The following is a 20,469-nucleotide window of genomic DNA, read 5'->3' on the forward strand; positions in this document are numbered from 1 at the left end:
CATTCTACCACTGCCACCCGCCCCCGACCAGGCATCCCAAGGCAAGCGCGTCATCGCGCGGTCACATGCGCTTTCCATAATCGGCCGCATCGAAAACGTTTACAACGCCCGGGCCGCCCGCATGACGCCAACCATCAAGGATGTCGCCGCACACGCCGGTTTTTCGATTGCCACCGTTTCACGGGCAATCAACGCGCCGCATACGGTCAATCCCGTCACGCTCGCCAAGGTTCAGCAAGCGATCGATGCGCTCAAATTCCGCCCGAACCCGATCGGCCGCCAGTTGCGCGGCGAGCGCACGCGCCTGATTGGCGTGGTGCTGCCCACGCTGGCCAATCCCGTCTTCGCGGAATGCCTGCAAGGCATCGACGAACTCGCTTCGGCACAGGGCTTTCGCCTCATGCTGATGACGACGCAGTACGACGCCCAGCGCGAGCGCCACGCGATTGAAACGTTGCGCGCGCAACGGGTAGAAGGCCTGATCCTGACGGTCGCCGATGCCGACACCCACCCGCTGCTCGACGATATCGATGCCGACGGCCCGCTCTACGTGCTCATGCACAACGACACCACGCGTCGTCCCTCGGTGTCCGTCGACAATCACCAGGCTGCCTGCGACGGCGTGCGCATGCTGATCGCGCACGGCCACCGGCGCATCCTGATGCTCGCGGGCACCCTCGCCGCCTCCGACCGCGCGCGGCAGCGCTACGCGGGTTACGCCCACGCGATGGAGCAGGCCGGCCTCACGCCCGCGCCCCCGCTCGAAATCGATTTCAACGCCGAGAACCTCGCGCCCTCGGTGCTCGCGCATCTGAGCACCGGCCCCGCGCGCCCCACGGCGCTTTTCTGCAGCAACGATCTGCTGGCGATGGTGGTGATGCGCGGGCTGTGCCGCGCGCGCCTGCGGGTGCCGCACGACATGTCGATACTCGGCTTCGACGGTCTCGCGATGGGCGAGTTGCTCGCGCCGCCGCTCGCGAGCATCGGCACGCCCAACGGCGAGATCGGCCGCGCCGCCTGGCAGCGTCTGATGGCGCGCATCAGCGGCGAATACGTGGGGCCGACGCTCGATCTCACGCTACCGCACACGCTGCGCCAGGGCGGCACGATCTCGGCAATCGCGACGGGTGTAAGCGTGCCGGGGCGCGACGTGACGCGCGGCGATGCGCTCATCTGACCCGGCAGTATCCGCAACGCTTCGCCGGACCGCGCGCATTGAAGGATCGCGCGCGGTTCAGCCCAACTCCGCACCGCATCCGACCAGGAGACCCGACGTGATACGCCGCTTCGCCCTCGCCGCCAGCACGGCGCTCAGCCTCGCGTTCGCGCCGGCCATCAGCTTCGTGGCATCGACGCCCGCTTACGCCGATGAAACCGCCATCTGCTACAACTGCCCGCCCGAATGGGCCGACTGGGCCAGCCAGATCCAGGCGATCCAGCGCCAGACCGGGATCCGCGTGCCGTTCGACAACAAGAACTCGGGCCAGTCGATTGCGCAATTGATGGCCGAGCAGAAAAGCCCGGTCGCCGACGTCGTCTATCTGGGCATCTCGTCCGCCTTCCAGGCGAAGGACAAAGGCGTGATCGCGCCGTACAAGCCCGCGCACTGGGACGACATCCCCGCGAATCTCAAGGACCCGCAGGGCTACTGGTTCGCGATCCACTCGGGCACGCTCGGCTTCTTCGTCAACAAGGACGCGCTCGACGGACGGCCGGTGCCGCGCTCGTGGGCGGACCTGCTCAAGCCCGAATACAAAGGCATGATCGGCTACCTCGATCCATCGAGCGCCTTCGTGGGCTACGCGGGCGCGGTCGCCGTGAATCTCGCGCTCGGCGGCACGCTCGACAACTTCCAACCCGGCTTGACCTGGTTCAGCAAGCTCAAGGCGAACCAGCCGATCGTGCCGAAACAGACCGCTTACGCACGCGTGCTCTCGGGCGAGATTCCGATCCTGCTCGACTACGACTTCGACGCCTATCGCGCGAAATACAAGGATCACGCCAACGTCGAATTCGTGATTCCCGCCGAAGGAACGATTTCCGTGCCCTACGTGATGAGCCTCGTGAAGAACGCGCCGCATGGGCAGAACGGCAGGAAAGTGCTGGATTTCGTGCTCTCGGACCACGGCCAGAAGCTGTGGGCCAATGCGTATCTGCGCCCCGTGCGCGCGAGCGCGCTGTCGCCGGAAGCAGCCGCGAAGTTCCTGCCCGCGAGCGACTATGCGCGCGCGAAGCCGGTCGATTTCGCGAAGATGGCGGTCCAGCAGCAGGCTTTCGGCGAGCGCTATCTGCAGGTCATGCACTAGCCCACGGGGCGTTTTCATCTATCCACTGCCATCGTTCATGCACGATCTCACCTTTCCGCTGCGCTGGCGCGTGGCGCTCGTCGCGCCCGCGCTCGCGGTATTTCTCGCCTTCTGGCTGCTGCCGATGGTGGCGCTCGTCCAGGTCAGCGCCGACGGCCATCTGGTCGCGACTTATCGCGCACTCCTGACTAATGGCCGCTACATGACGAGCCTGCTGGAAACCGTGCTGCTCTCGGCGGCGGTTACGCTAGCGACGCTCGTGCTCTCCACGATCTGCGGCATGCTGCTCGCGCGCCGCGAATTCCCCGCGCGCCGCGTGCTGGTGGCGCTGCTGACGTTTCCGCTCGCGTTTCCGGGCGTGGTGGTGGGCTTCATGGTCATCATGCTCGCGGGGCGCCAGGGCTTGATCGGCGCCCTTGCGCTGCGCCTCGCGGGCGAGCGCTGGGTGTTCGCCTATTCGATGGCGGGCCTGTTCGTGGGCTATCTGTACTTCTCGATTCCGCGCGTGATCGTCACGGTGATGGCAAGCGCCAGCCAGCTCGACGCCTCGCTCGAAGAAGCGGCGCGCTCGCTCGGCGCATCGCCCTGGCGCGTGACGCGCGACGTCATCCTGCCCGCGCTCACGCCGGGTCTGATCGCCGCCGGGGCCGTGTGCTTCGCGACCGCGATGGGCGCATTCGGCACCGCCTTCACGCTCGCCACCGATATCGACGTGCTGCCCATGACGATTTACACGGAGTTCACGCTTAACGCCAACATGGTGACAGCGGCGGGACTTTCGATCGTGCTGGGCGTGGTGACGTGGGCGGTGCTGACGCTCGCGCGCAGCCTCACGGGCGCGTCCGTCGCGGCGACGGCATGAACGCGGTGCCCCGCAACGAAGGTAAGGACGGCGGCGTGAACGCCTTCGCTACGTCGGACGCAACCAGCACGCGCCGGCGGCTCTCGCTGCCCTCCACGCGCGCCTGGCTCGCGGCTGCGCAATGGTTCGTCACGCTTGCCACCAGCGCGTTTCTCGTCGTGCCGGTCGTGATGTCGATCGTCGCGGGCCTCACCGTGAACTACTTTCGCGGCGTCGCGAGCGGCCTCACGCTGCGCTGGCTCGACGAAGTCTGGACGCAGTATCACGACTCGGTCTTCCTGTCGCTCGAAGTGGCCGCCGCCACTCTCGCGATCACGCTCGTGACCGGCGTACCCGCTGGCTACGCGCTCGCACGCAGCCGCACGCGCCTCTCGCGCCTGATCGAGGAACTGCTCGTGATGCCGGTCGCGCTGCCCGGACTCGCGTCCGCACTGGCGCTGCTGGTGGTCTATGGCGGATTCCCGGCGTTTCGCATGAGCGCGGCCTTCATTGTGGTCGGCCACGTGATCTTCACGCTGCCGTTCATGGTGCGGCCCGTCAGCGCCGTGTGCGCCGCCGCGGATCTGCGCACGCTGGAGGAAGGCGCGGCGAGCCTCGGCGCGAGTTTCATGCAGCGCTTTTTCACGATCGTGCTGCCCAACGCGCGGCCCGGCATCCTGGCGGGCGCGCTCGCGGTGCTCACGCTCTCGATCGGCGAATTCAACCTCACGTGGATGCTGCACACGCCCGATACGAAAACGCTGCCCGTCGGTCTCGCCGATACCTATGCCTCGATGCGTATCGAAATCGGCAGCGCCTACACGATTCTCTTCTTCGCGATGACCATGCCGCTACTCGTGGCGATGCAATGGCTCGGCGCGCGCACGCCCGGCACCGCAAAGATGCGCACTCATCAGGATTCCCAATGAAGCTCGATTCGATGCCGATCACCCTTACGCAGTGCGGCAAAACCTTTCGCGGCACGCGCGTGCTGGAGCCGCTCGATCTCTCGATCGGCGCGGGCGAAACGCTCGTATTGCTCGGCCCTTCCGGTTGCGGCAAGACCACGATGCTGCGCCTGATCGCCGGTCTGGAGACGCCCGATGCGGGCGGCCAGGTGCGCTTTGGCGACGACGATGTCACCGCCCTGCCCATCGAGCGCCGCAAGGTCGGCATGGTGTTCCAGAATTACGCGCTGTTCCCGAACCTCAACGTGCGCGGCAACATCGGCTACGGTCTGAAGATCGCGCGCGTGAGCGCCGCCGCCGCGCGCGAGCGCGTGGACGAACTGCTCGCGATGATGCGTCTGCAAGCGCATGCCGACAAACCCATCGGCCAGCTTTCGGGCGGTCAGCGCCAGCGCGTCGCGCTCGCCCGCGCACTGGCGCCGCGTCCGCGCGTGCTGCTGCTCGACGAGCCGCTCACGGCCCTCGATGCGCGGCTGCGCGATACGCTGCGCGGCGAGATGAACGCGCTGCTGCGCGAACTCGGCGTGACGACCGTGTACGTCACGCACGACCAGGCCGAGGCGATGGAGCTGGGCGAGCGCGTCGTCGTCATGAGCGCCGGGCGCATCGAGCAGATCGGCACGCCGCGCGAGATCTACTATCGGCCCGCCAGCCGCGTGGTCGCGCAATTCGTCGGCACGCTCAACCGGATCGCGGGACAATGGCGCGACGGCGCGCTCGTCACCACGGGCGGCAAGCTCGACACCCACACGACACGCTCGCCGGGCCCCACCGAACTCTTCTTCCGCCCCGAAGACGCCACCCTCGCCGATCCGGCCCACGCCCCGCTGCGCGGCGTGATCGAACAATCGACTTTTCTGGGCGAGCGCACGCGGCTCACCGTCCGCGGCGCCGCGCCCGACACGCTCCTGGTCGATGTCGCGGGCCGCATCGAACTCGCGCGCGGCACGCCCGTGGGCATCGCCATCGAGCCGCAAGCGCTCATCGCGCTCGCGTAATTTTTACCATCGAGCTTAATTTCCGAGGTCACCATGCTGCTCGCGCAAATCAGCGATCTGCACATCAAGGAACCGGGCGCGCTCGCCTATCGGCGCGTCGATACGGCCGCGCGTCTCGCGCGCACCGTCGCGCGTCTGAATGCGCTCTCGCCGCGCCCCGACGCGGTGCTCGTGACCGGCGATCTGGTCGATCGCGGCCATGCCGACGAATACCGCCATCTCAAGACCCTGCTCGCGCCGCTGGACATCCCGTGCTGGCTGCTGATCGGCAATCACGACGGCCGTGAAGGGCTGCGCGAAGTCTTTCCCGAGCGCACCGAACTCCACTCGGGCGGCGAATTCGTGCAGTACGCCGCCGATCTCGGGCCGTTGCGCCTGATCGCGCTCGATTCGATGACGCCGGGCCAGAGCGCGGGCACACTCTGCGCCGCGCGCCTCGCCTGGCTCGCGCAGCAGCTGGAGGCGGCGCGCGGACGACCCGTAATCGTCGCGCTGCATCATCCGCCCTTCGATTGCGGCATTGGCCATATGGACGCGATCCGTCTGGACGACACCGCCGCGCGCGCGCTCGAAGCGCTGATCGCGCGCCATCCGAACGTCGAGCGCGTGCTCTGCGGTCACGTGCACCGGCCGATCTTCGTGCGCTTCGGCGGCACCATCGCGAGCGCGGTGCCGGCGCCCGCGCATCAGGTCACGCTCGATCTCGCGCCCGACGCGCCTTCGACCTTCACGCTGGAGCCGCCAGCGTTCGCGCTGCATCACTACGACGCGGCGCGCGGCATCGTGACCCATCACGCCTACGTGGACGACGCCGACGGCCCCTACCCGTTCCACGGGCCTTCGGGCGAGCTGATCGCCTGACGAGCCTGGCCGCGAGCAGGCCGGGGAATCACACCCGTCATGCACATCGCGTCCGAAGCGCCGCCAGCACGATCGCACGCGCTCCGGTATGATCGGCACGCCCGGACCGGCCTTCGCCTTGGCCGGGCGGTTTTTTCGTCCCGGCGGGCCTCGCCCGCGCTCGTGCCCTCGTGCCCATGTCCACCAAACCCGATTCCGCATCCGCTGGCGAAAGCCAGTCGCTGCCCGGCCTGTTGCTTCTGCTCGCGACCATCGCGGGCATCTCGGTCGCGAACATTTATTACAACCAGCCGCTGCTCGACGATTTCCGCCGGACCTTCCCGGCCGGCGCGGCGTGGATCGGCGCGGTGCCCGCCTCGACCCAGCTCGGCTACGCCGCGGGCATGCTGCTGCTCGCGCCGCTCGGCGACCGGTTCGACCGCCGCCGCATCATCCTCATGCAGATCGGCCTGCTGTGCATCGCGCTGCTCGCCGCCACCTTTGCGCCCTCCCTGCCCGTGCTGATCGGCGCGAGTCTCGCCATCGGCATTCTGTCCACGATCGCGCAGCAGGCCGTGCCGTTCTCGGCCGAACTCGCGCCGCCCGAAGCACGCGGTCGCGCGGTCGGCACCGTGATGAGCGGGCTGCTGCTCGGCATCCTGCTCGCGCGCACGGCGGCGGGTTTTGTCGGCCAGTATTTCGGCTGGCGCGCGGTGTTCGGCGCGTCGATCGTCGCGCTGCTGGCGCTCGCGGTGGTCATCATCAAGAAACTGCCGAAGAGCCAGCCGACCTCGACGCTCAGCTACGCCAAACTGCTCGGCTCGATGTGGCACCTGACGGTGGAATTGCGCGGCTTGCGCGAAGCGTCGGCCACCGGCGCGTGCCTGTTCGCCGCGTTCAGCCTCTTCTGGCCCGTGCTCACGCTGCTGCTCGCGGGCGAGCCGTTCCATCTCGGCCCGCAGGTCGCGGGGCTGTTCGGCATCGTCGGCGCGGCGGGTGCGCTCGCGGCGCCGTGGGCGGGCCGCTCCGCCGACAAGCGCGGGCCCCGCGCGGTCATCACGCTGTCGATCGCGTTGATCGCGCTCGCGTTCGTGATCTTCGCGTTCTCGGGCAAGAGCCTGATCGGCCTCGTGATCGGCGTAGTGGTGCTCGACGTGGGCGTGCAGGCCGCGCAGATCTCGAACCAGTCGCGCATCTACGCACTGCGCCCCGAAGCGCGCAGCCGCGTGAATACGGTGTTCATGGTGTGCTACTTCATCGGCGGGGCGACCGGCTCGGCCGTGGGCGCGGCCACCTGGCACGCGTTCGGCTGGATCGGCGTGTGTGTGGCGGGACTTGGCTTCAGTGCGCTCGCGGCGTGGATCCACTTCGCCACGCGCGAGCGCCTGGACGCGAGCGCGCAGGCGTTCTGACCTGCGCGGCTCGCGGGCACGCCGGCGTCGACGAATCGATCAACGTTCGAGCAGATCGGTCATATCGTCGGCGTGCTCTTCCTCCACCGCGAGAATTTCTTCGAAGATGCGTCGCGTCGTGATGTCGTTATCGCCGAGATACTGAATGATCGCGCGATAACTCTCGATCGCAATACGCTCGGCGACGAGGTTTTCGCGGATCATGTCCTTCAGATCCTTGCCCTCCTTGTATTCCGAATGCGAGCGCTCGCTCAGGTGATCGGGCGCGAAATCCGGCTCGCCGCCCAGTTGCACGATGCGCGCGGCGAGCATGTCCGCGTGCTGTTGTTCCTCGTTGGCGTGCTCCAGGAATTCGGTGGCGACGGCCTCCGATTCGATGCCCTTCGCCATGAAGTAGTGCCGCTTGTAGCGCAGCACGCAGACGAGTTCGGTGGCGAGCGAATCGTTGAGCAGCTTGAGCACGGTCTCGCGATTGGCGCTGTAGCTCGGCGTGACGGAACCCTGATCCAGATTGCGGCGCGCTTCCTCGCGCACGCGCTTCAGGTCGAACTCAAATGCAGCGTGTGACTTGGACATCTGACTCTCCTTCGGACTATGGGGACGGGAATAAAGAGAACGCGAATGGACGCACGCGGCTAGCCGCGCAGAACGCCCAGCAGCAAGGTGACGACGAACACCACGAGGAAGAGATAAAAGAGGATCTTCGCGATTTCCGCCGCCCCTGCGGCGATCCCGGTAAAGCCGAACACAGCGGCAATGAGGGCGATCACGAAAAACACGATGGCGTAATGAAGCATGGCGTAATCCTCCTTGTGGGGGCGCAAACGACGCAATGGAACAATGGGAAACGTGCCTGCGCTTTCTTTCGTCTGCGCCATGCCGAGCGCAAGAGGTGGTCCTGGGGACGCTGGAGGAGGATGGGCGCGGGTCAGGCACGCCGCGTGCTGTAGAGGGTCTTCCCTTATTCCGTGGAGAATTCCCTATGAAACGCCTGATTGCCTTGCTTCTCGTTGCCGCGTCGGCTGCGGCTCTGGCCGCCTGCAACACTGTCGCGGGCGCTGGTCAGGATATGTCCGCGGGTGGCCATGCCATCACGAACTCCGCCGAGCAGGCCAAGTAAGTCGACATCAATCGACCTGAACCGACGCAAGCGGCCCGGCTGACGCGGTTTGCGCATCCTGCGTCGCCCTCTTGGGCGGCGCGGGATTGCGTTATTCAAGCCAGGAAAAGACAGCGCGAGATCATTCAGCCATCCGAATCATCGGGATCGCTCAGGATGCGCGTTTTCTGTCGTCGAAGACGAACGACAGCCCGACACTGCCCAATATCAGCACGGTCGCGATGACCGTCGCCTGTGTGATCGGCTCGCCGAGCGTGAGCGCGCCCAGCGCCACGGCGACCACCGGATTGACGTACATGCAGCTACTCGCCACGAGCGGGCTCGTGTTGCGAATCAGATAGCCATAGGCGACATAGGCCGCCATCGTGCCGATCAGCATCAAATACGCAAATGCGACAAAGGGCAGAAAGTGCAGCGTGCCCATGCGCTCGCCGGTGACCAAGGCAACCAGCGTCGAAATCGCGCCACCCAGGCCAATCTGCAACGCGGTCGCGATGAACAGATCGGCAGGCAGTTCGAGCCGACCGGCCAGATGCGCGCCGATCGCCCAGAACAGCGCGCCGCCCAGAATCGCGAGACAGCCGCCCGCTGTGCCGCTCGCCCCGCCGCCGTGGCTCAGGATCGCGATGCCGATCAGGCCAAGCCCGACGGCCGCCCACTCGCCCTTCGCGATGCGCCGCCCGGCAGCCGCCGCAATCAGCGTGGCGAACAGCGGCACGGTGGCAACCATCACCGCGGCGGTGCCCGTGCCGACGGTGCGCATGCCATAAGCGAGCATCCCGCTCGACAAGCCCACGAGCATCGTGCCGACCACACCGGCGTTGCGAACCTGGGTGAGCGTCGGCATCACGGGACGCCGTCGCATCGCGAATACGAAGAGGCCAATGCCCGCCAGCAGATTGCGCAACCCGGAGAGCAGCAGCGGCGGAAATGATTCGAGCGCGACGTGCACACCGAGGTAAGTCGAACCCCAGACGAAATAGACGACCGCCAGCGACAGCGCGACGCGGCCACTGCGCGACTGCGGCAGGCGCACGCTGCGCGCGAATTGCCAGGATCGCGCGCCAATCGCGCCAAGTGTCCGCAGCAGCCCAAGCACGTAAGGGCTGAGCGAGGAACCGGAAGGCAAACGGGGCGGCGTCGTCATTGCACGGCCAGAGGGTCGGAGGTGAACCGGAGGGCGAACCGCGAACGTCCCGCCAGACGAGGGACGGAACGAATGAAACGCGACGGCATGATGGAGGCGGCGAGAAAGAAGAAGACGCGAGAGTGAGCCCATCCGTGGGCGCACCCGGGCAGCACGAGACGCGAGCGCATGAAATTGCAAGCGTTCCGCAAGCTGCCCGAAATACCCGAAGCGGGCGCCACGCATTATGCAACAAGGCGATTCGTTACGGAGCCAGCGAGCGTACTTTATGCGCCGGCACGCTGCATGCGCGCAACGGTCTGTAAAACCGGGGGCCCTGCGTGTCGCGCGAAGGCAGAAACGTGACGCTTTAATTCATGCCGATCCGGCTTATTGAGAGCGTGCTAGGATGTCCAAATCTTTCATATTTATTACAAATTCATGCGCTCGCCGCTCGCGTTCCTTGCCTCGCTTCCACCGCGCCTCGTGCGCGGGGAGGCGTCGCGTGCGCGCACGCCACGACGTCTTCACGGTCAACCGACCCCGCTCGCCGTAGCCCGGCGTCCGCACTGAACCGCCCTCCTGCTCCGGAGCCGTTCAGTCGGGCTCCGGGCCGATCCCACGCCCCTTTTTGAGGCCTTCCCAGGCCTCTTCCCCTATTCCCTTATACCCATCCGGATCGCAGGAGAACCCCATGTCGAAGAAAATTCGCTATCTGACCGAGCTCGATCTCGCCCGCCTCGAAAAATGCGCGGCCGAACCGGGCGCCGCGCCCGCGCGCCAACTGATGCTCGACGAGTTGCTCGAACGCGCCGAAATCGTCGATGCGCGCGAAGTCGCCGCCAACGTCGTGACCATGAACTCGCAGGTCACGCTCACGAGCGAGCGCACCGGCGAGCCCGTAACCTGGACCGTCGTGTACCCCGCGAACGCGAGCGTCGACGATGGGCGGCTCAACGTGTTTTCGCCCGCGGGCCTCGCGTTGCTAGGCGCGAAACGAGGCGACAAGGTGCGCTTCACGCCACCCAGCGGCGAGATCGAAACGCTCAAGATCACCCGCATCCTGTTCCAGCCCGAAGCGGCCGACGACTTCGCGCTTTGACGCCACGCAGGCACGCTCGACACCGTGCCTGCGACTGTTCCTGGACTGTGCCTGGCCTGCTCGCGCAAGATTTTTCCGCCCCATTTTTCGCGAAGAAACCGCGCGATGTCCTATATGAGTCGCGCGCGCGAACAGCGGTTTTCCCTGCCACATCTCGCGCACAAAGGCACTTGCCAGAGTGTCGCAGCGCGGTGTATCGTTTGGCCTGCTTACGCGGGGGTCCTGCGTGATGCGCCGCTTCGAACTCTTCACACGAATGTTCATGCAGCGTATCGCACGGGTGAGAAATACCCTTTGAACCTGATCTGGATAATGCCAGCGCAGGGAAGCGTCCGGACTTCGCAGCATCACACGCAGCACTCCTCATTGCGAGGTCCGTCCACGTTCCGTCTCGTCTCCTGCGAAGCCGTTGTTCCCACTTTGCACTGCCTGGAGAGAGACGCATGAACGCCAATCCCAAGTTCATTTCCGCCAACGCGCACGTCGACGAAGCCGCGATCGCGCCGCTGCCCAATTCCCGCAAGATCTACGTGAGCGGCTCGCAGCCCGACATCCGCGTGCCGATGCGCGAGATCACGCAGGCGGACACGCCCACGGGCTTCGGCGGCGAGAAGAATCCGCCGATCTACGTCTACGACACGTCGGGCCCGTACACCGATCCTGACGCGAAAATCGACATTCGCGCCGGCCTTCCCGCCGTGCGCCAGGCGTGGATCGAGAAGCGCGACGATACCGAAGCGTTGCCGGGTCTCTCCTCCGAATTCAGCCGCGAGCGCGCCGCCGATGCGGCCACGGCCGAACTGCGCTTCCCGGGCCTGCACCGCACGCCGCGCCGCGCGAAGGCCGGCAAGAACGTGACGCAGATGCACTACGCGCGCCAGGGCATCATCACGCCCGAGATGGAATACATCGCGATTCGCGAGAACCAGCGCCGCGCCGAATACCTCGAAAGCCTCAAGCAAAGCGGCCCGAACGGCGCGAAGCTCGCCGCGATGATGGGCCGCCAGCACCCCGGCCAGGCGTTCGGCGCTGCGGCCTTCGGCGCCAACGCGCTCAAGGAAATCACGCCGGAATTCGTGCGCGAGGAAGTGGCGCGCGGCCGCGCCATCATTCCCGCCAACATCAACCACCCGGAAAGCGAGCCGATGATCATCGGCCGCAACTTCCTCGTGAAGATCAACGCGAACATCGGCAATTCGGCGGTCACGTCGTCGATCGGCGAGGAAGTCGACAAGATGACCTGGGCGATCCGCTGGGGCGGCGACACGGTCATGGATCTCTCGACCGGCAAGCACATTCACGAAACGCGCGAGTGGATCATCCGCAATTCGCCGGTGCCGATCGGCACGGTGCCGATTTACCAGGCGCTCGAAAAGGTCAACGGCAAGGCAGAAGACCTCACGTGGGAGATGTTCCGCGACACGCTGATCGAGCAGGCCGAACAGGGCGTCGATTACTTCACGATCCATGCGGGCGTGCGCCTGCAATACGTGCCGCTCACGGCGAACCGCATGACGGGCATCGTCTCGCGCGGCGGCTCGATCATGGCCAAGTGGTGCCTCGCCCATCATAAGGAATCCTTCATTTACGAGCATTTCGAAGAGATCTGCGAAATCATGAAGGAGTACGACGTGAGCTTCTCGCTGGGCGACGGTCTGCGTCCCGGCTCGATTTACGATGCCAACGACGAAGCCCAGCTCGGCGAATTGAAGACGCTCGGCGAACTCACGCAGATCGCGTGGAAGCACGACGTACAGGTGATGATCGAAGGTCCGGGCCATGTGCCGATGCAGCTCATCAAGGAGAACATGGACCTGCAGCTGGAATGGTGCGACGAAGCGCCCTTCTACACGCTCGGGCCGCTCACCACGGATATCGCGCCGGGCTACGACCACATCACCTCGGGCATCGGTGCCGCGATGATCGGCTGGTTCGGCACGGCGATGCTCTGCTACGTCACGCCGAAGGAACATCTGGGCCTGCCGAACAAGGACGACGTGAAGGAAGGCATCATCACGTACAAGCTCGCCGCTCATGCGGCCGATCTGGCCAAGGGTCACCCGGGCGCGCAGGTGCGTGACAACGCGTTGTCGAAGGCGCGTTTCGAATTCCGCTGGGAGGATCAGTTCAATATCGGCCTCGATCCGGACAAGGCGCGCGAATTCCACGACGAAACGCTGCCCAAGGACTCGGCCAAGGTCGCGCACTTCTGCTCGATGTGCGGCCCGCACTTCTGCTCGATGAAGATCACGCAGGACGTGCGCGAGTTCGCGGCAAAGCAAGGCGTGAGCGACGACGAAGCCCTGAAAAAAGGCATGGAAGTGAAGGCCGTCGAGTTCATCAAGCAAGGCGCAGAGATTTATCAGCGTCAGTAAGCGTCGATCCCGGTTTCGCTGCGCTGCACGATGAAAAATCACGCGTGCGGCGCGGTGAGGCTGCGATCGGGAGGTCGAAACACTTTCTAACGACTCTGGCCACTCGCTGACAAGCGCACACACCCGGATACGGTGGGCGTGGCTACGATGGGTGTACTGGAGGTGCGGTTCGGGCCTGATTTATGCGGGTCGTTCTGCATCGCATCCCTCATACAGTTGGAGTCGATCATGAAATCCTTCACACGTGCCCGTACCCTGTTGACGATTACCACGCTCGTTGCCGTGATCGGCAGTCTCGCCGCTTGCGACGACATGTCCAGACGCGACCGTGACACCGCCATCGGCGCGGGCGTCGGCGGCGCGGCGGGCGCCGTGGTCGGCGGCAGCGCGCTTTCCACCGTGGGCGGCGCAGCGGTCGGCGGCATCATCGGCAATCAGGTTGGCAAGTAACGACGCGCGGCAACGGCGGCAATAAGTAACGCCACCGCCCCTCGAAGGCCGTTGAAGAACTGCAAACACAACAGGCAGGTTTCAGAGAGGACACGCGGCGCATGTTCTTGGGGACATGCGCCGCCTTTGCGTTCTAGCGCCAGCGCGCCCCGCCACCCGTAAGAAAATGCAACATAAACGGCCCACGCCGGTCGTGGCGAGATGAACGAGGCGTGCTAGCCTGAAGAGTCCGCCTGGAGTTGCCATGAAATCCCCGTTCCCGATGTACGCCCGGCGCGCTGTCGCCGCTCTCATTCCGTCCGCGCCGCGCGGTCCGTTCAAGTGGGCCGCGTCGTTGTGCGCAGGCGCGGCGCTGCTCGCGCTGTCGGGCTGCTATTACTACACGCCCTACGGTTATTCGCCCTATCCGTATTACTACGGTACGGTTCCCGCCATGAGCACGCAGCAGGAAACCGATGTTGGCGTTGCGGGCTCAACGAGCACGCAGACGAGCCAGCGGCCCAACCCCGCGCCCGCCGCCGTCGCCGACGCGCAATATCCGGGTCCGCTCTATCCCAACCCGCCCGTTGCCGTGGGCGTGCCGGCGTGGCCGGCCTATCCTGCTTATCCGGCCTACTACAACTGGCCGGGGTACTACTCGTATCCCGCTTACTACGGCTACGGCGGATGGGGCTGGGGCGCCCCGGCCGTTTCGTTCAGCGTGGGTTATTGGGGCGGTGGCTACTGGGGTCACGGCGGTTGGGGCCACGGTGGCTGGGGCCATGGCGGCTGGGGTCACGGCGGTGGCGGCCACTGGCACTGAGCGGAGAAATCGCCCATCGGTCGCCGCACGGCCGTACTTTCCCTGCTTGACGCTTGCGCACCATTTTCTATCCTGAAAGTGGGCATCGGGGATTGAAGCACTGCCTTACTGAATAAGCCCTCCTCTGCGCGCTGCGTCTCGCTGGCCGGCGCGTTGCCTGCCTTGCCGCTCGCCTGGCCGTTTGCCTTGTCGTTCGTTTTACCGTCTGCGTCGCCAACGCCCTACCCGGCACGCCGCGCGCGCCTGCGCCTTGCGCCCTCGCTCATGCGCGCGCCGATACGAACCAGCAGAAAGGAGACGTCATGTTCCATCAGTTGTTGACTCCCATCGGCAATTCGCTGCTCCTGTCGTTTCTCGTCGCCGTCCTGCCGATCGTCGTGGTGCTGCTCATGCTGGGCTGGGCGCGCCGGCCCGCGTGGCAGGCCTCGCTCGCGGGGCTCGTCGTGGGCCTGATCGTCGCCATCGCGGGCTGGCAGTTCCCGGTCAATCTGGCGATCAGCGCGGTGCTCAACGGCGTAGTCTTCGCGCTCTGGCCGGTCATGTGGATCGTCGTCACGGCCATCCTGCTCTACAACATCGCGCTGAGATCGGGCCGCTTCGCGGCGTTTCGCATGTGGCTGCTCGACAATCTGCCGAACGACCGGCGCATCGTGCTCGTGGTCGTGGGTTTTTCATTCGGCGCCCTGTTCGAAGGGATTTCCGGCTTCGGCACGCCAATCGCCATCACGAGTTCGCTGCTCATCATGCTGGGCTTTCCGACACTCGAAGCGCTCACCTTCACGCTGATCTTCAACACCGCGCCCGTGGCGTTCGGCGCGCTGGGCGTGCCGATCACGGTGCTCGGCGCGGTCACGCACCTGCCCGCCGACGTGCTGGGCCAGATGGTCGGCCGCCAGTTGCCGTTCTTCGCGCTGCTGCTGCCGTTCTATGTGATCGCCATCTACGCGGGCGTGGGCGGCATGTTGCGCATCTGGCCGGTGCTGCTGGTCTCGGGCGGCAGTTTCGCGCTCACGCAGTTCGTCACCTCGAACTTCGTCAACTACAGCCTCACCGACGTGCTGTCCTCGCTCGTGTCGCTGATCCTCACGATCCTGTTCCTGCGCGTATGGAAACCGGTGCCCGATGCACGCTTCGAGATCCGCGTCGATCGCGCGAAGGAAGTACGCGGCAGCGTCACGGGGGCGCAGGGCTGGTATCCGTGGATCATCGTCGCGGCGGTCGTGATCATCTGGACCGTCGCCAAGGTCTTCGCGATCGGCGACGTCAAGGTGCCCTGGCCGGGTCTGAACAAGGCCGTGTTCATCACGCTCTACAAGACGCCCTATGGCGCGGTGTGGGATTTCCAGCCGCTCGCGACCGGCACGGCGATTCTGGTCTCGGCCATCATCACGGCCTTCGTGGTGCGCCTGAAACCCGCCGACTTCGGCGGCGCCGTCGTGGATACCTGGGTGCAGACGCGCATCGCCATCCTGACCGTGGCCACCATCGTCGGCCTCGCCTTTCTGATGAACTACTCCGGGCTCACCTACACGCTGGGCCTGGGCGTCGCGTCGGTGGGCGCGTTGTTCCCGCTGGTGTCGGCATTTCTCGGCTGGGTCGCCGTCTTCCTGTCGGGCAGCGATACCTCGGGCAACGCGCTGTTCGGCAATCTTCAGGTCGTGGCCGCGCAGCAGCTCAACCTCAACCCGGTGCTGATGGCGGCGACCAATTCATCGGGCGGCGTGATGGGCAAGATGATCTCGCCGCAGAACATCGCAACCGGCGTCGCGACCACCGAACTCAAAGGCCAGGAAGGTCATGTATTCGCGCGCACGTTCAAGCACTCGATCCTGATGACGGTGCTGCTCGGCATTCTGGTGTGGCTGCAACAGAACGTATTTACATGGATGATTCCGCCGCACTGAGCGCGCTGGCTTCATGACGAAAAAAACCCGCCTGCTTGCGCAAGGCGGGTTTTTTATGGGCGACGCTTAAACGCTATGACGCGTTAGTGCAGCTCTTCGACCACGAGGCCCATGATTTCGCGCGCAGGACGCGACGAATCGATCTGGCCGCTGTCGTCCAGCACCGAGACGCGGGTTTGATTCTCGGTGACGGCGCGCACGTTGACCTTGTATTGCTTCGCGACCTTTTCCTTGCGGCCGTGGAAGATCTGGTTCCAGAAGCCTTGCTCGGCCGAGGTCATATCCTGCGGATCGACGTAGCGCACGTAGTAGATGCCCTTCGAGCGATCGCGATCGTCCACCGTGAAGTTCGCGCGGTCGAGCGCGAGACCCACGCGCAGCCATGCGCGGTCATACGGCTCGCCCAGCGTCAGCTCGGTCGAGGTGTATTGACCGCCGGTTGCACCGCCGGCGCCCTTCGACGAACCCGTTGCCGTCGGGCTTTGGCCCACGGCTGCCGCGTTTTGCGCAGCAATCGCCGCGGCGGCCGGATCGGCCTTCGACGCCGCACCGTTCGCGCCATTGGCCGTCTTCGCGTTGTCGCTCGCCTTGGCGTCGGCTTCCGCGGCCACCTGGGCGTCCGGCACGCCGGGCTTGGCGCGCGCGAGCGTCACCATCAGGCGCTTGAGGTATTCCTGCTCGAGCGCCGGATCGTTGGGCTTGGGCACCCACTTGCTGGTTTCGTTGTTGGTGCCCGACAGTTGTTCGCTCAGGCCCTTCTGGCTGATGAACACGTAGGTGCCGCCCGTGGGCGACGTTTCCAGACGGGTGCGGTACTTGTTGCGCTCCGCCGTGACGTAGGAATTGCCCGTGGCCCACGACAGCGTGTTACGGATCAGACCGTCGTTGATCTTCGGATGGGTTTCGTTCCAGTCCGTTTCCATCAGACCCTTGTCGCGCTGATCGACCACCAGCAGGAAGCCCTGTTCCTGCCAGAAGCGGCGGACTTGCGCCCAGACGTCGGCGGGCGTGCGGCTGTCGATGACGAGCCAGCTTTCCGTACCGTCGCGCTGGATATGCATGCCCGGCACCTGCGGCAGCACTTCGCTGCTTTCGTCGACGGCGGGCGCGCTGGACTGCACCTGCTTGAGCGCGGACAGCGAGGTTTCGCCGCCCTGCGGGGGCAGCGAGCGCTGATCGGCGGTTTCGTCGAGCATGTTCGGCGGAACGGCCAGCGACGACTGCTTCGCTTTTGCGTCGCTACGGTAATCGATCTTGCCCGGCGTCGGCGAACTGCAGCCGGCGACCAGCCCGCCTGCCATCAGGAGCGCAAACGCGCGCGCGGCAAGACGTTGATGAAAATCACTCATGTTCGGGTAATCCCTTCGGCTACGGCCACGGCCAGTGTGTGCGTGGATCAACCAGCCATTTTACCGGCGAGATGGCACGCTGTGCAAAAACAGGGTTAAGCCGACGCGTTTCCGTATGTTGCCGAGGCAAGGAGCGGCCGCGTATGACGGTGCACGACACGCGCGGCGATGCCCTTCATGTAACCTTCATCAACATTCCAGAAACGCTGTCAAACCGGCTTACCTATGACAAATCTCATTTTTTATCAATGATTTAGCGAAACACAGACGTTCGGCGCAAATTTGTCCTGGCTGGCTTTTTTGTTCCATATGACTTGTCACGGCGACCCGGTGCTACTTTTTCCCAAAATCTCAAAATAAAAATTCGAAAAACGTAGCACGGAGAGCGTCATGACAATTTGCAGCCTCATGCGGGCAGGCCGAGTCGCGGCTTTCGCCTGCCTTGCCTCAGCCCTTGCCGCCACGGCCACGCCGGCCCGCGCGGCGCTCGGGGACATCGCCACGGCCCGCCCGACAGCGAGTGCCGCAAGCGACTCGAACGCCACGCACTATCTGCCAGGCGGCGCCGTGCGCGTGACGCAAACCATCGATGCGTTCGGCACGCGCCTGCGCGAATACGTCGCCACGGGCAGCGGCGAGGTCTTCGCCTACACCTGGCAAGGGCCGTCGGCGCCGAACCTCGATATCCTGCTCGGCCGCTATGCCGGCGAGTACCAGAGCGGCGCCGTCGCCCTGCACCTTGCCGGGCGCGACGGCCTGCACGCCGCGCGCGTGGATACGCCCAGCGTCGTCGTCGAATCCGGTGGACTGATGCGCAGCTATGTGGGCCGTGCGTGGCTGCCGTCCGCGCTGCCCGCCGGTATCACAGAAGGAGACCTGCGATGAAAGCGCGCCTCGCCTTGATCGCTGGAAGCGTGGCTTTGGCGCTTAACGCCTGCGGGGGCGGCGGTGGTGGCTCGGCTGCGGGTGCGGCGGCGCCGGCCAGCACGCCGGTCGCCAGCGCACCTGCGGCTTCCGGCGCAAACCCGCCCATCGCGGCATCGGCTCCGTCGACCACGAGCAGCAGCGTGGCCCAGTCCACGACGCCGAATGTGCTGCCGATCACCGTCGCCTCGACGCCCACCTCGACCCGCAATATGTTGATGGCGAGCGTCACGGTCTGCGTGCCTGGCACGAGCACCTGCGCGACCGTGAACAACGTGCAGGTCGATACCGGCTCGCAGGGGCTGCGCCTGCTTGCCTCGGCGTTGCCCGCGGGTTTCGCGCTGCCGGCCGTCCCCGCCGGCAGCGGCGCCGATCCGGCCGGTTCGTGCGCCGCGTTCGGCTCCGGCTACACGTGGGGCGCGGTGCGCAGCGCCGACGTCAAGCTCGCGGGCGAAGTCGCCAGCGCGCTGCCGATCCAGTTGATCGCCGACCCCTCGGTGCCGGTCACGCCGAGCGCCTGCACGAGTTTCGGCCTCGCGATGTTGAACAGCACGGTGTTGCGCTCGAACGGCATTCTCGGCGTCGGACCGTTCGGCGCCGATTGCGGCGCGGCCTGCGTCAACGGGCCCAACAGTTCGTGGTACTACGCTTGCCCATCGGGCAACTGCACGCCAAGCACGCAGCCGCTCGCGCAGCAGGTCAGTAACCCGGTGGCGGCGTTCGCGACCGACAACAACGGCGTCGTCATCGACCTGCCCGCGATTTCCGACACAGGCCAAAGCAACGTGAGCGGCTCGCTTGTGTTCGGCATCGGCTCACAGGCGAACAATGCGCTGGGCAGCGCGACCGTGCTGCGCGGCAATTCGGTGACGGGCTTCGTGTCGACCACGACCTCGGACGGCACGGTCTATTCGCAGAGTTATATCGACAGCGGCTCGAACGGCTTTTTCTTCGCCAATACCACGCTCACGCGCTGCGGCGTGTGGTTTTGCCCGAGTTCGCCGCAAAGCCTTGGCGCGACGCTCAAGGGCGTGGACGGCGTCTCGGCGAGCGCGTCGCTGTCGGTGGCGAATGCGACTTCGCTCTTCGCCACCGGCAACTGGGCCTTCAACAATCTCGCGGGATATAACGGCAGCGCGTTCGGCTGGGGGCTGCCGTTCTTCTTCGGACGGCGTGTGTACACGGCCATCCAGGCGCAGGCGACGCCCGCGGGCGCGGGGCCGTACTACGCGTTCTGAGGGCGCTTATTCGGCGTTTGCGTCCGAGGCGGGGGTGGTTTTCGCCAGCGCCGCGGGCGCGAGCCAATGGAACGAGGTGAGCGCGCCGCTGCGGTCGTAGAGACATTCGGCGGCGGTTTGCGGACGCGACGCCTTGTGCAGGCCGAGCTTTTCGGCGATGAACGCAACCGGCGTGGCGGGCTTGGGTTCGTTCGCTTTGGCTGCGGAGGCCACGGCCGCGGCGCTGGCCGCCGGGGCGCCCGCCGCGAACGATGCGTGCGGCTTGCCGGTCGTGTCAGACGTCGCCGATGCGGCCGTTGCAACCGATGCCGCGGATGCCGAAGAGGCAGCCGAAGCAGCAGCGGCGCCGGAAGCCGGCGCGCCTGCGACCGGCAGAATCCCGCGTTCGAGCTGCCCTTCGATCACGACGCGCTGGCCGCGATACGCGACCGCCGTGTGCGTCACGGAGAGATCGCCCAGCGACTCATGAGCGAGCCGGGCGCGCATCTCCTGTTCGCAGGCGCTGGGGTTCTGGTACTGCGCAACGCAGCCCGCGAGCAGGGTGGCGCCGGCTGCGAGGCCGACGAGACAGGCATTCCGTTTCTTCATCGCTCTTGTCGCTGTAATCGCTGTAATCGCTGTAATCGCGCGGGGCGCGCGCCCCGGGTTCCCGGGCTTCGGCAATTGTAGCTTACGGGCCGCCCGGGGCCGTTTCACCGCGAGCCTGCTATCATC

Annotated in this window: 21 protein-coding genes and 1 riboswitch; of the genes, 15 read left to right on the plus strand and 6 right to left on the minus strand. The window is 65.8% G+C overall.

The window, feature by feature from the left end; translation table 11 throughout:
• Positions 1 to 121 precede the first annotated feature (121 nt).
• The 7 genes from B0G62_RS10175 (at position 122) to B0G62_RS10205 (ending at position 7,365) form a co-directional block, all read left to right on the plus strand.
• Positions 122 to 1,177: a LacI family DNA-binding transcriptional regulator gene (locus B0G62_RS10175; RefSeq protein ID WP_103704047.1), complete on the plus strand. Its 1,056-nt coding sequence runs from the start codon at positions 122 to 124 to the stop codon at positions 1,175 to 1,177.
• A gap of 97 nt (positions 1,178 to 1,274) precedes the next feature.
• Positions 1,275 to 2,306, plus strand: coding sequence for an ABC transporter substrate-binding protein (locus B0G62_RS10180; RefSeq protein WP_103704048.1), 1,032 nt, complete (start codon positions 1,275 to 1,277; stop codon positions 2,304 to 2,306).
• A gap of 37 nt (positions 2,307 to 2,343) precedes the next feature.
• Positions 2,344 to 3,168, plus strand: a complete 825-nt coding sequence (locus B0G62_RS10185; RefSeq protein ID WP_103704049.1) for an ABC transporter permease — start codon at positions 2,344 to 2,346, stop codon at positions 3,166 to 3,168.
• Complete coding sequence (locus tag B0G62_RS10190; RefSeq protein WP_103704050.1) at positions 3,165 to 4,076, plus strand: ABC transporter permease; 912 nt, start codon at positions 3,165 to 3,167, stop codon at positions 4,074 to 4,076. The genes B0G62_RS10185 and B0G62_RS10190 overlap by 4 nt, the downstream gene beginning before the upstream one ends.
• Complete coding sequence (locus B0G62_RS10195; protein WP_103704051.1) at positions 4,073 to 5,113, plus strand: ABC transporter ATP-binding protein; 1,041 nt, start codon at positions 4,073 to 4,075, stop codon at positions 5,111 to 5,113. Before B0G62_RS10190 ends, B0G62_RS10195 begins: the two co-directional genes overlap by 4 nt.
• Positions 5,114 to 5,146: 33 nt before the next feature.
• A complete protein-coding gene (locus tag B0G62_RS10200) occupies positions 5,147 to 5,974 on the plus strand; it encodes a phosphodiesterase (protein ID WP_103704052.1) in 828 nt (275 codons plus the stop codon).
• Between the two features lie 176 nt (positions 5,975 to 6,150).
• Complete coding sequence (locus B0G62_RS10205) at positions 6,151 to 7,365, plus strand: MFS transporter (protein ID WP_103704053.1); 1,215 nt, start codon at positions 6,151 to 6,153, stop codon at positions 7,363 to 7,365.
• 39 nt (positions 7,366 to 7,404) lie between these two features.
• Here the strand turns inward: B0G62_RS10205 and B0G62_RS10210 are convergent, their stop codons facing one another.
• On the minus strand, positions 7,405 to 7,941 hold the full coding sequence (locus tag B0G62_RS10210; RefSeq protein WP_103704054.1) for a ferritin-like domain-containing protein: 537 nt from the start codon (positions 7,939 to 7,941) through the stop codon (positions 7,405 to 7,407).
• 59 nt (positions 7,942 to 8,000) lie between these two features.
• Positions 8,001 to 8,162, minus strand: a complete 162-nt coding sequence (locus B0G62_RS10215) for a DUF1328 family protein (RefSeq protein ID WP_103704055.1) — start codon at positions 8,160 to 8,162, stop codon at positions 8,001 to 8,003.
• 185 nt (positions 8,163 to 8,347) lie between these two features.
• Here B0G62_RS10215 and B0G62_RS10220 point away from each other — a divergent pair, with 185 nt between their 5' ends.
• A complete protein-coding gene (locus tag B0G62_RS10220; protein WP_103704056.1) occupies positions 8,348 to 8,485 on the plus strand; it encodes an entericidin A/B family lipoprotein in 138 nt (45 codons plus the stop codon).
• A 151-nt stretch (positions 8,486 to 8,636) separates the two neighbouring features.
• Here B0G62_RS10220 and B0G62_RS10225 read toward each other — a convergent pair whose 3' ends face one another.
• Positions 8,637 to 9,632: an EamA family transporter gene (locus tag B0G62_RS10225; protein WP_103704057.1), complete on the minus strand. Its 996-nt coding sequence runs from the start codon at positions 9,630 to 9,632 to the stop codon at positions 8,637 to 8,639.
• Positions 9,633 to 10,305: 673 nt separating this feature from the next.
• Between B0G62_RS10225 and B0G62_RS10230 the strand changes: the two genes are divergently transcribed.
• From B0G62_RS10230 to B0G62_RS10250, 5 genes are all read left to right on the plus strand, one after another.
• Positions 10,306 to 10,713 (plus strand): GreA/GreB family elongation factor, encoded by a 408-nt coding sequence (locus B0G62_RS10230; RefSeq protein WP_103704058.1) that lies wholly within the window; start codon positions 10,306 to 10,308, stop codon positions 10,711 to 10,713.
• A gap of 205 nt (positions 10,714 to 10,918) precedes the next feature.
• Positions 10,919 to 11,058, plus strand: a riboswitch (TPP riboswitch).
• A gap of 98 nt (positions 11,059 to 11,156) precedes the next feature.
• The gene (gene thiC / locus B0G62_RS10235; protein WP_103704059.1) at positions 11,157 to 13,088 is read left to right on the plus strand and encodes a phosphomethylpyrimidine synthase ThiC; all 1,932 of its coding nucleotides are present in this window, start codon (positions 11,157 to 11,159) and stop codon (positions 13,086 to 13,088) included.
• Between the two features lie 228 nt (positions 13,089 to 13,316).
• A complete protein-coding gene (locus B0G62_RS10240; protein WP_103704060.1) occupies positions 13,317 to 13,538 on the plus strand; it encodes a glycine zipper 2TM domain-containing protein in 222 nt (73 codons plus the stop codon).
• Positions 13,539 to 13,782: 244 nt separating this feature from the next.
• Complete coding sequence (locus B0G62_RS10245) at positions 13,783 to 14,340, plus strand: hypothetical protein (protein ID WP_244193172.1); 558 nt, start codon at positions 13,783 to 13,785, stop codon at positions 14,338 to 14,340.
• A gap of 302 nt (positions 14,341 to 14,642) precedes the next feature.
• Positions 14,643 to 16,244 carry an L-lactate permease gene (locus B0G62_RS10250; protein ID WP_103704061.1) on the plus strand — a complete coding sequence of 534 codons (1,602 nt, stop codon included), beginning with the start codon at positions 14,643 to 14,645 and terminating at the stop codon, positions 16,242 to 16,244.
• Between the two features lie 83 nt (positions 16,245 to 16,327).
• On the opposite strand, the gene bamC is transcribed toward B0G62_RS10250, so the two are convergent.
• Entirely contained in the window at positions 16,328 to 17,593 is a 1,266-nt protein-coding gene (gene bamC, locus B0G62_RS10255; RefSeq protein WP_103704062.1) for an outer membrane protein assembly factor BamC, read from the minus strand.
• A 390-nt stretch (positions 17,594 to 17,983) separates the two neighbouring features.
• On the opposite strand from bamC, the gene B0G62_RS10260 reads away from it, so the two are divergent.
• Complete coding sequence (locus B0G62_RS10260; RefSeq protein WP_103704063.1) at positions 17,984 to 18,478, plus strand: DUF2844 domain-containing protein; 495 nt, start codon at positions 17,984 to 17,986, stop codon at positions 18,476 to 18,478.
• Here the strand turns inward: B0G62_RS10260 and B0G62_RS32665 are convergent.
• Positions 18,456 to 18,749 (minus strand): hypothetical protein, encoded by a 294-nt coding sequence (locus B0G62_RS32665; protein ID WP_407671128.1) that lies wholly within the window; start codon positions 18,747 to 18,749, stop codon positions 18,456 to 18,458. The genes B0G62_RS10260 and B0G62_RS32665 overlap by 23 nt on opposite strands.
• Here B0G62_RS32665 and B0G62_RS10265 point away from each other — a divergent pair.
• Positions 18,730 to 19,755, plus strand: a complete 1,026-nt coding sequence (locus tag B0G62_RS10265; protein WP_407671127.1) for a DUF3443 domain-containing protein — start codon at positions 18,730 to 18,732, stop codon at positions 19,753 to 19,755. The two genes, B0G62_RS32665 and B0G62_RS10265, sit on opposite strands and share 20 nt — an antisense overlap.
• Before the next feature lie 6 nt (positions 19,756 to 19,761).
• Here B0G62_RS10265 and B0G62_RS10270 read toward each other — a convergent pair whose 3' ends face one another.
• Positions 19,762 to 20,343, minus strand: coding sequence for a hypothetical protein (locus tag B0G62_RS10270; RefSeq protein ID WP_103704065.1), 582 nt, complete (start codon positions 20,341 to 20,343; stop codon positions 19,762 to 19,764).
• Between the last annotated feature and the right edge of the window lie 126 nt (positions 20,344 to 20,469).

This window comes from Paraburkholderia eburnea (assembly GCF_002917095.1).
Lineage (GTDB): Bacteria > Pseudomonadota > Gammaproteobacteria > Burkholderiales > Burkholderiaceae > Paraburkholderia > Paraburkholderia eburnea.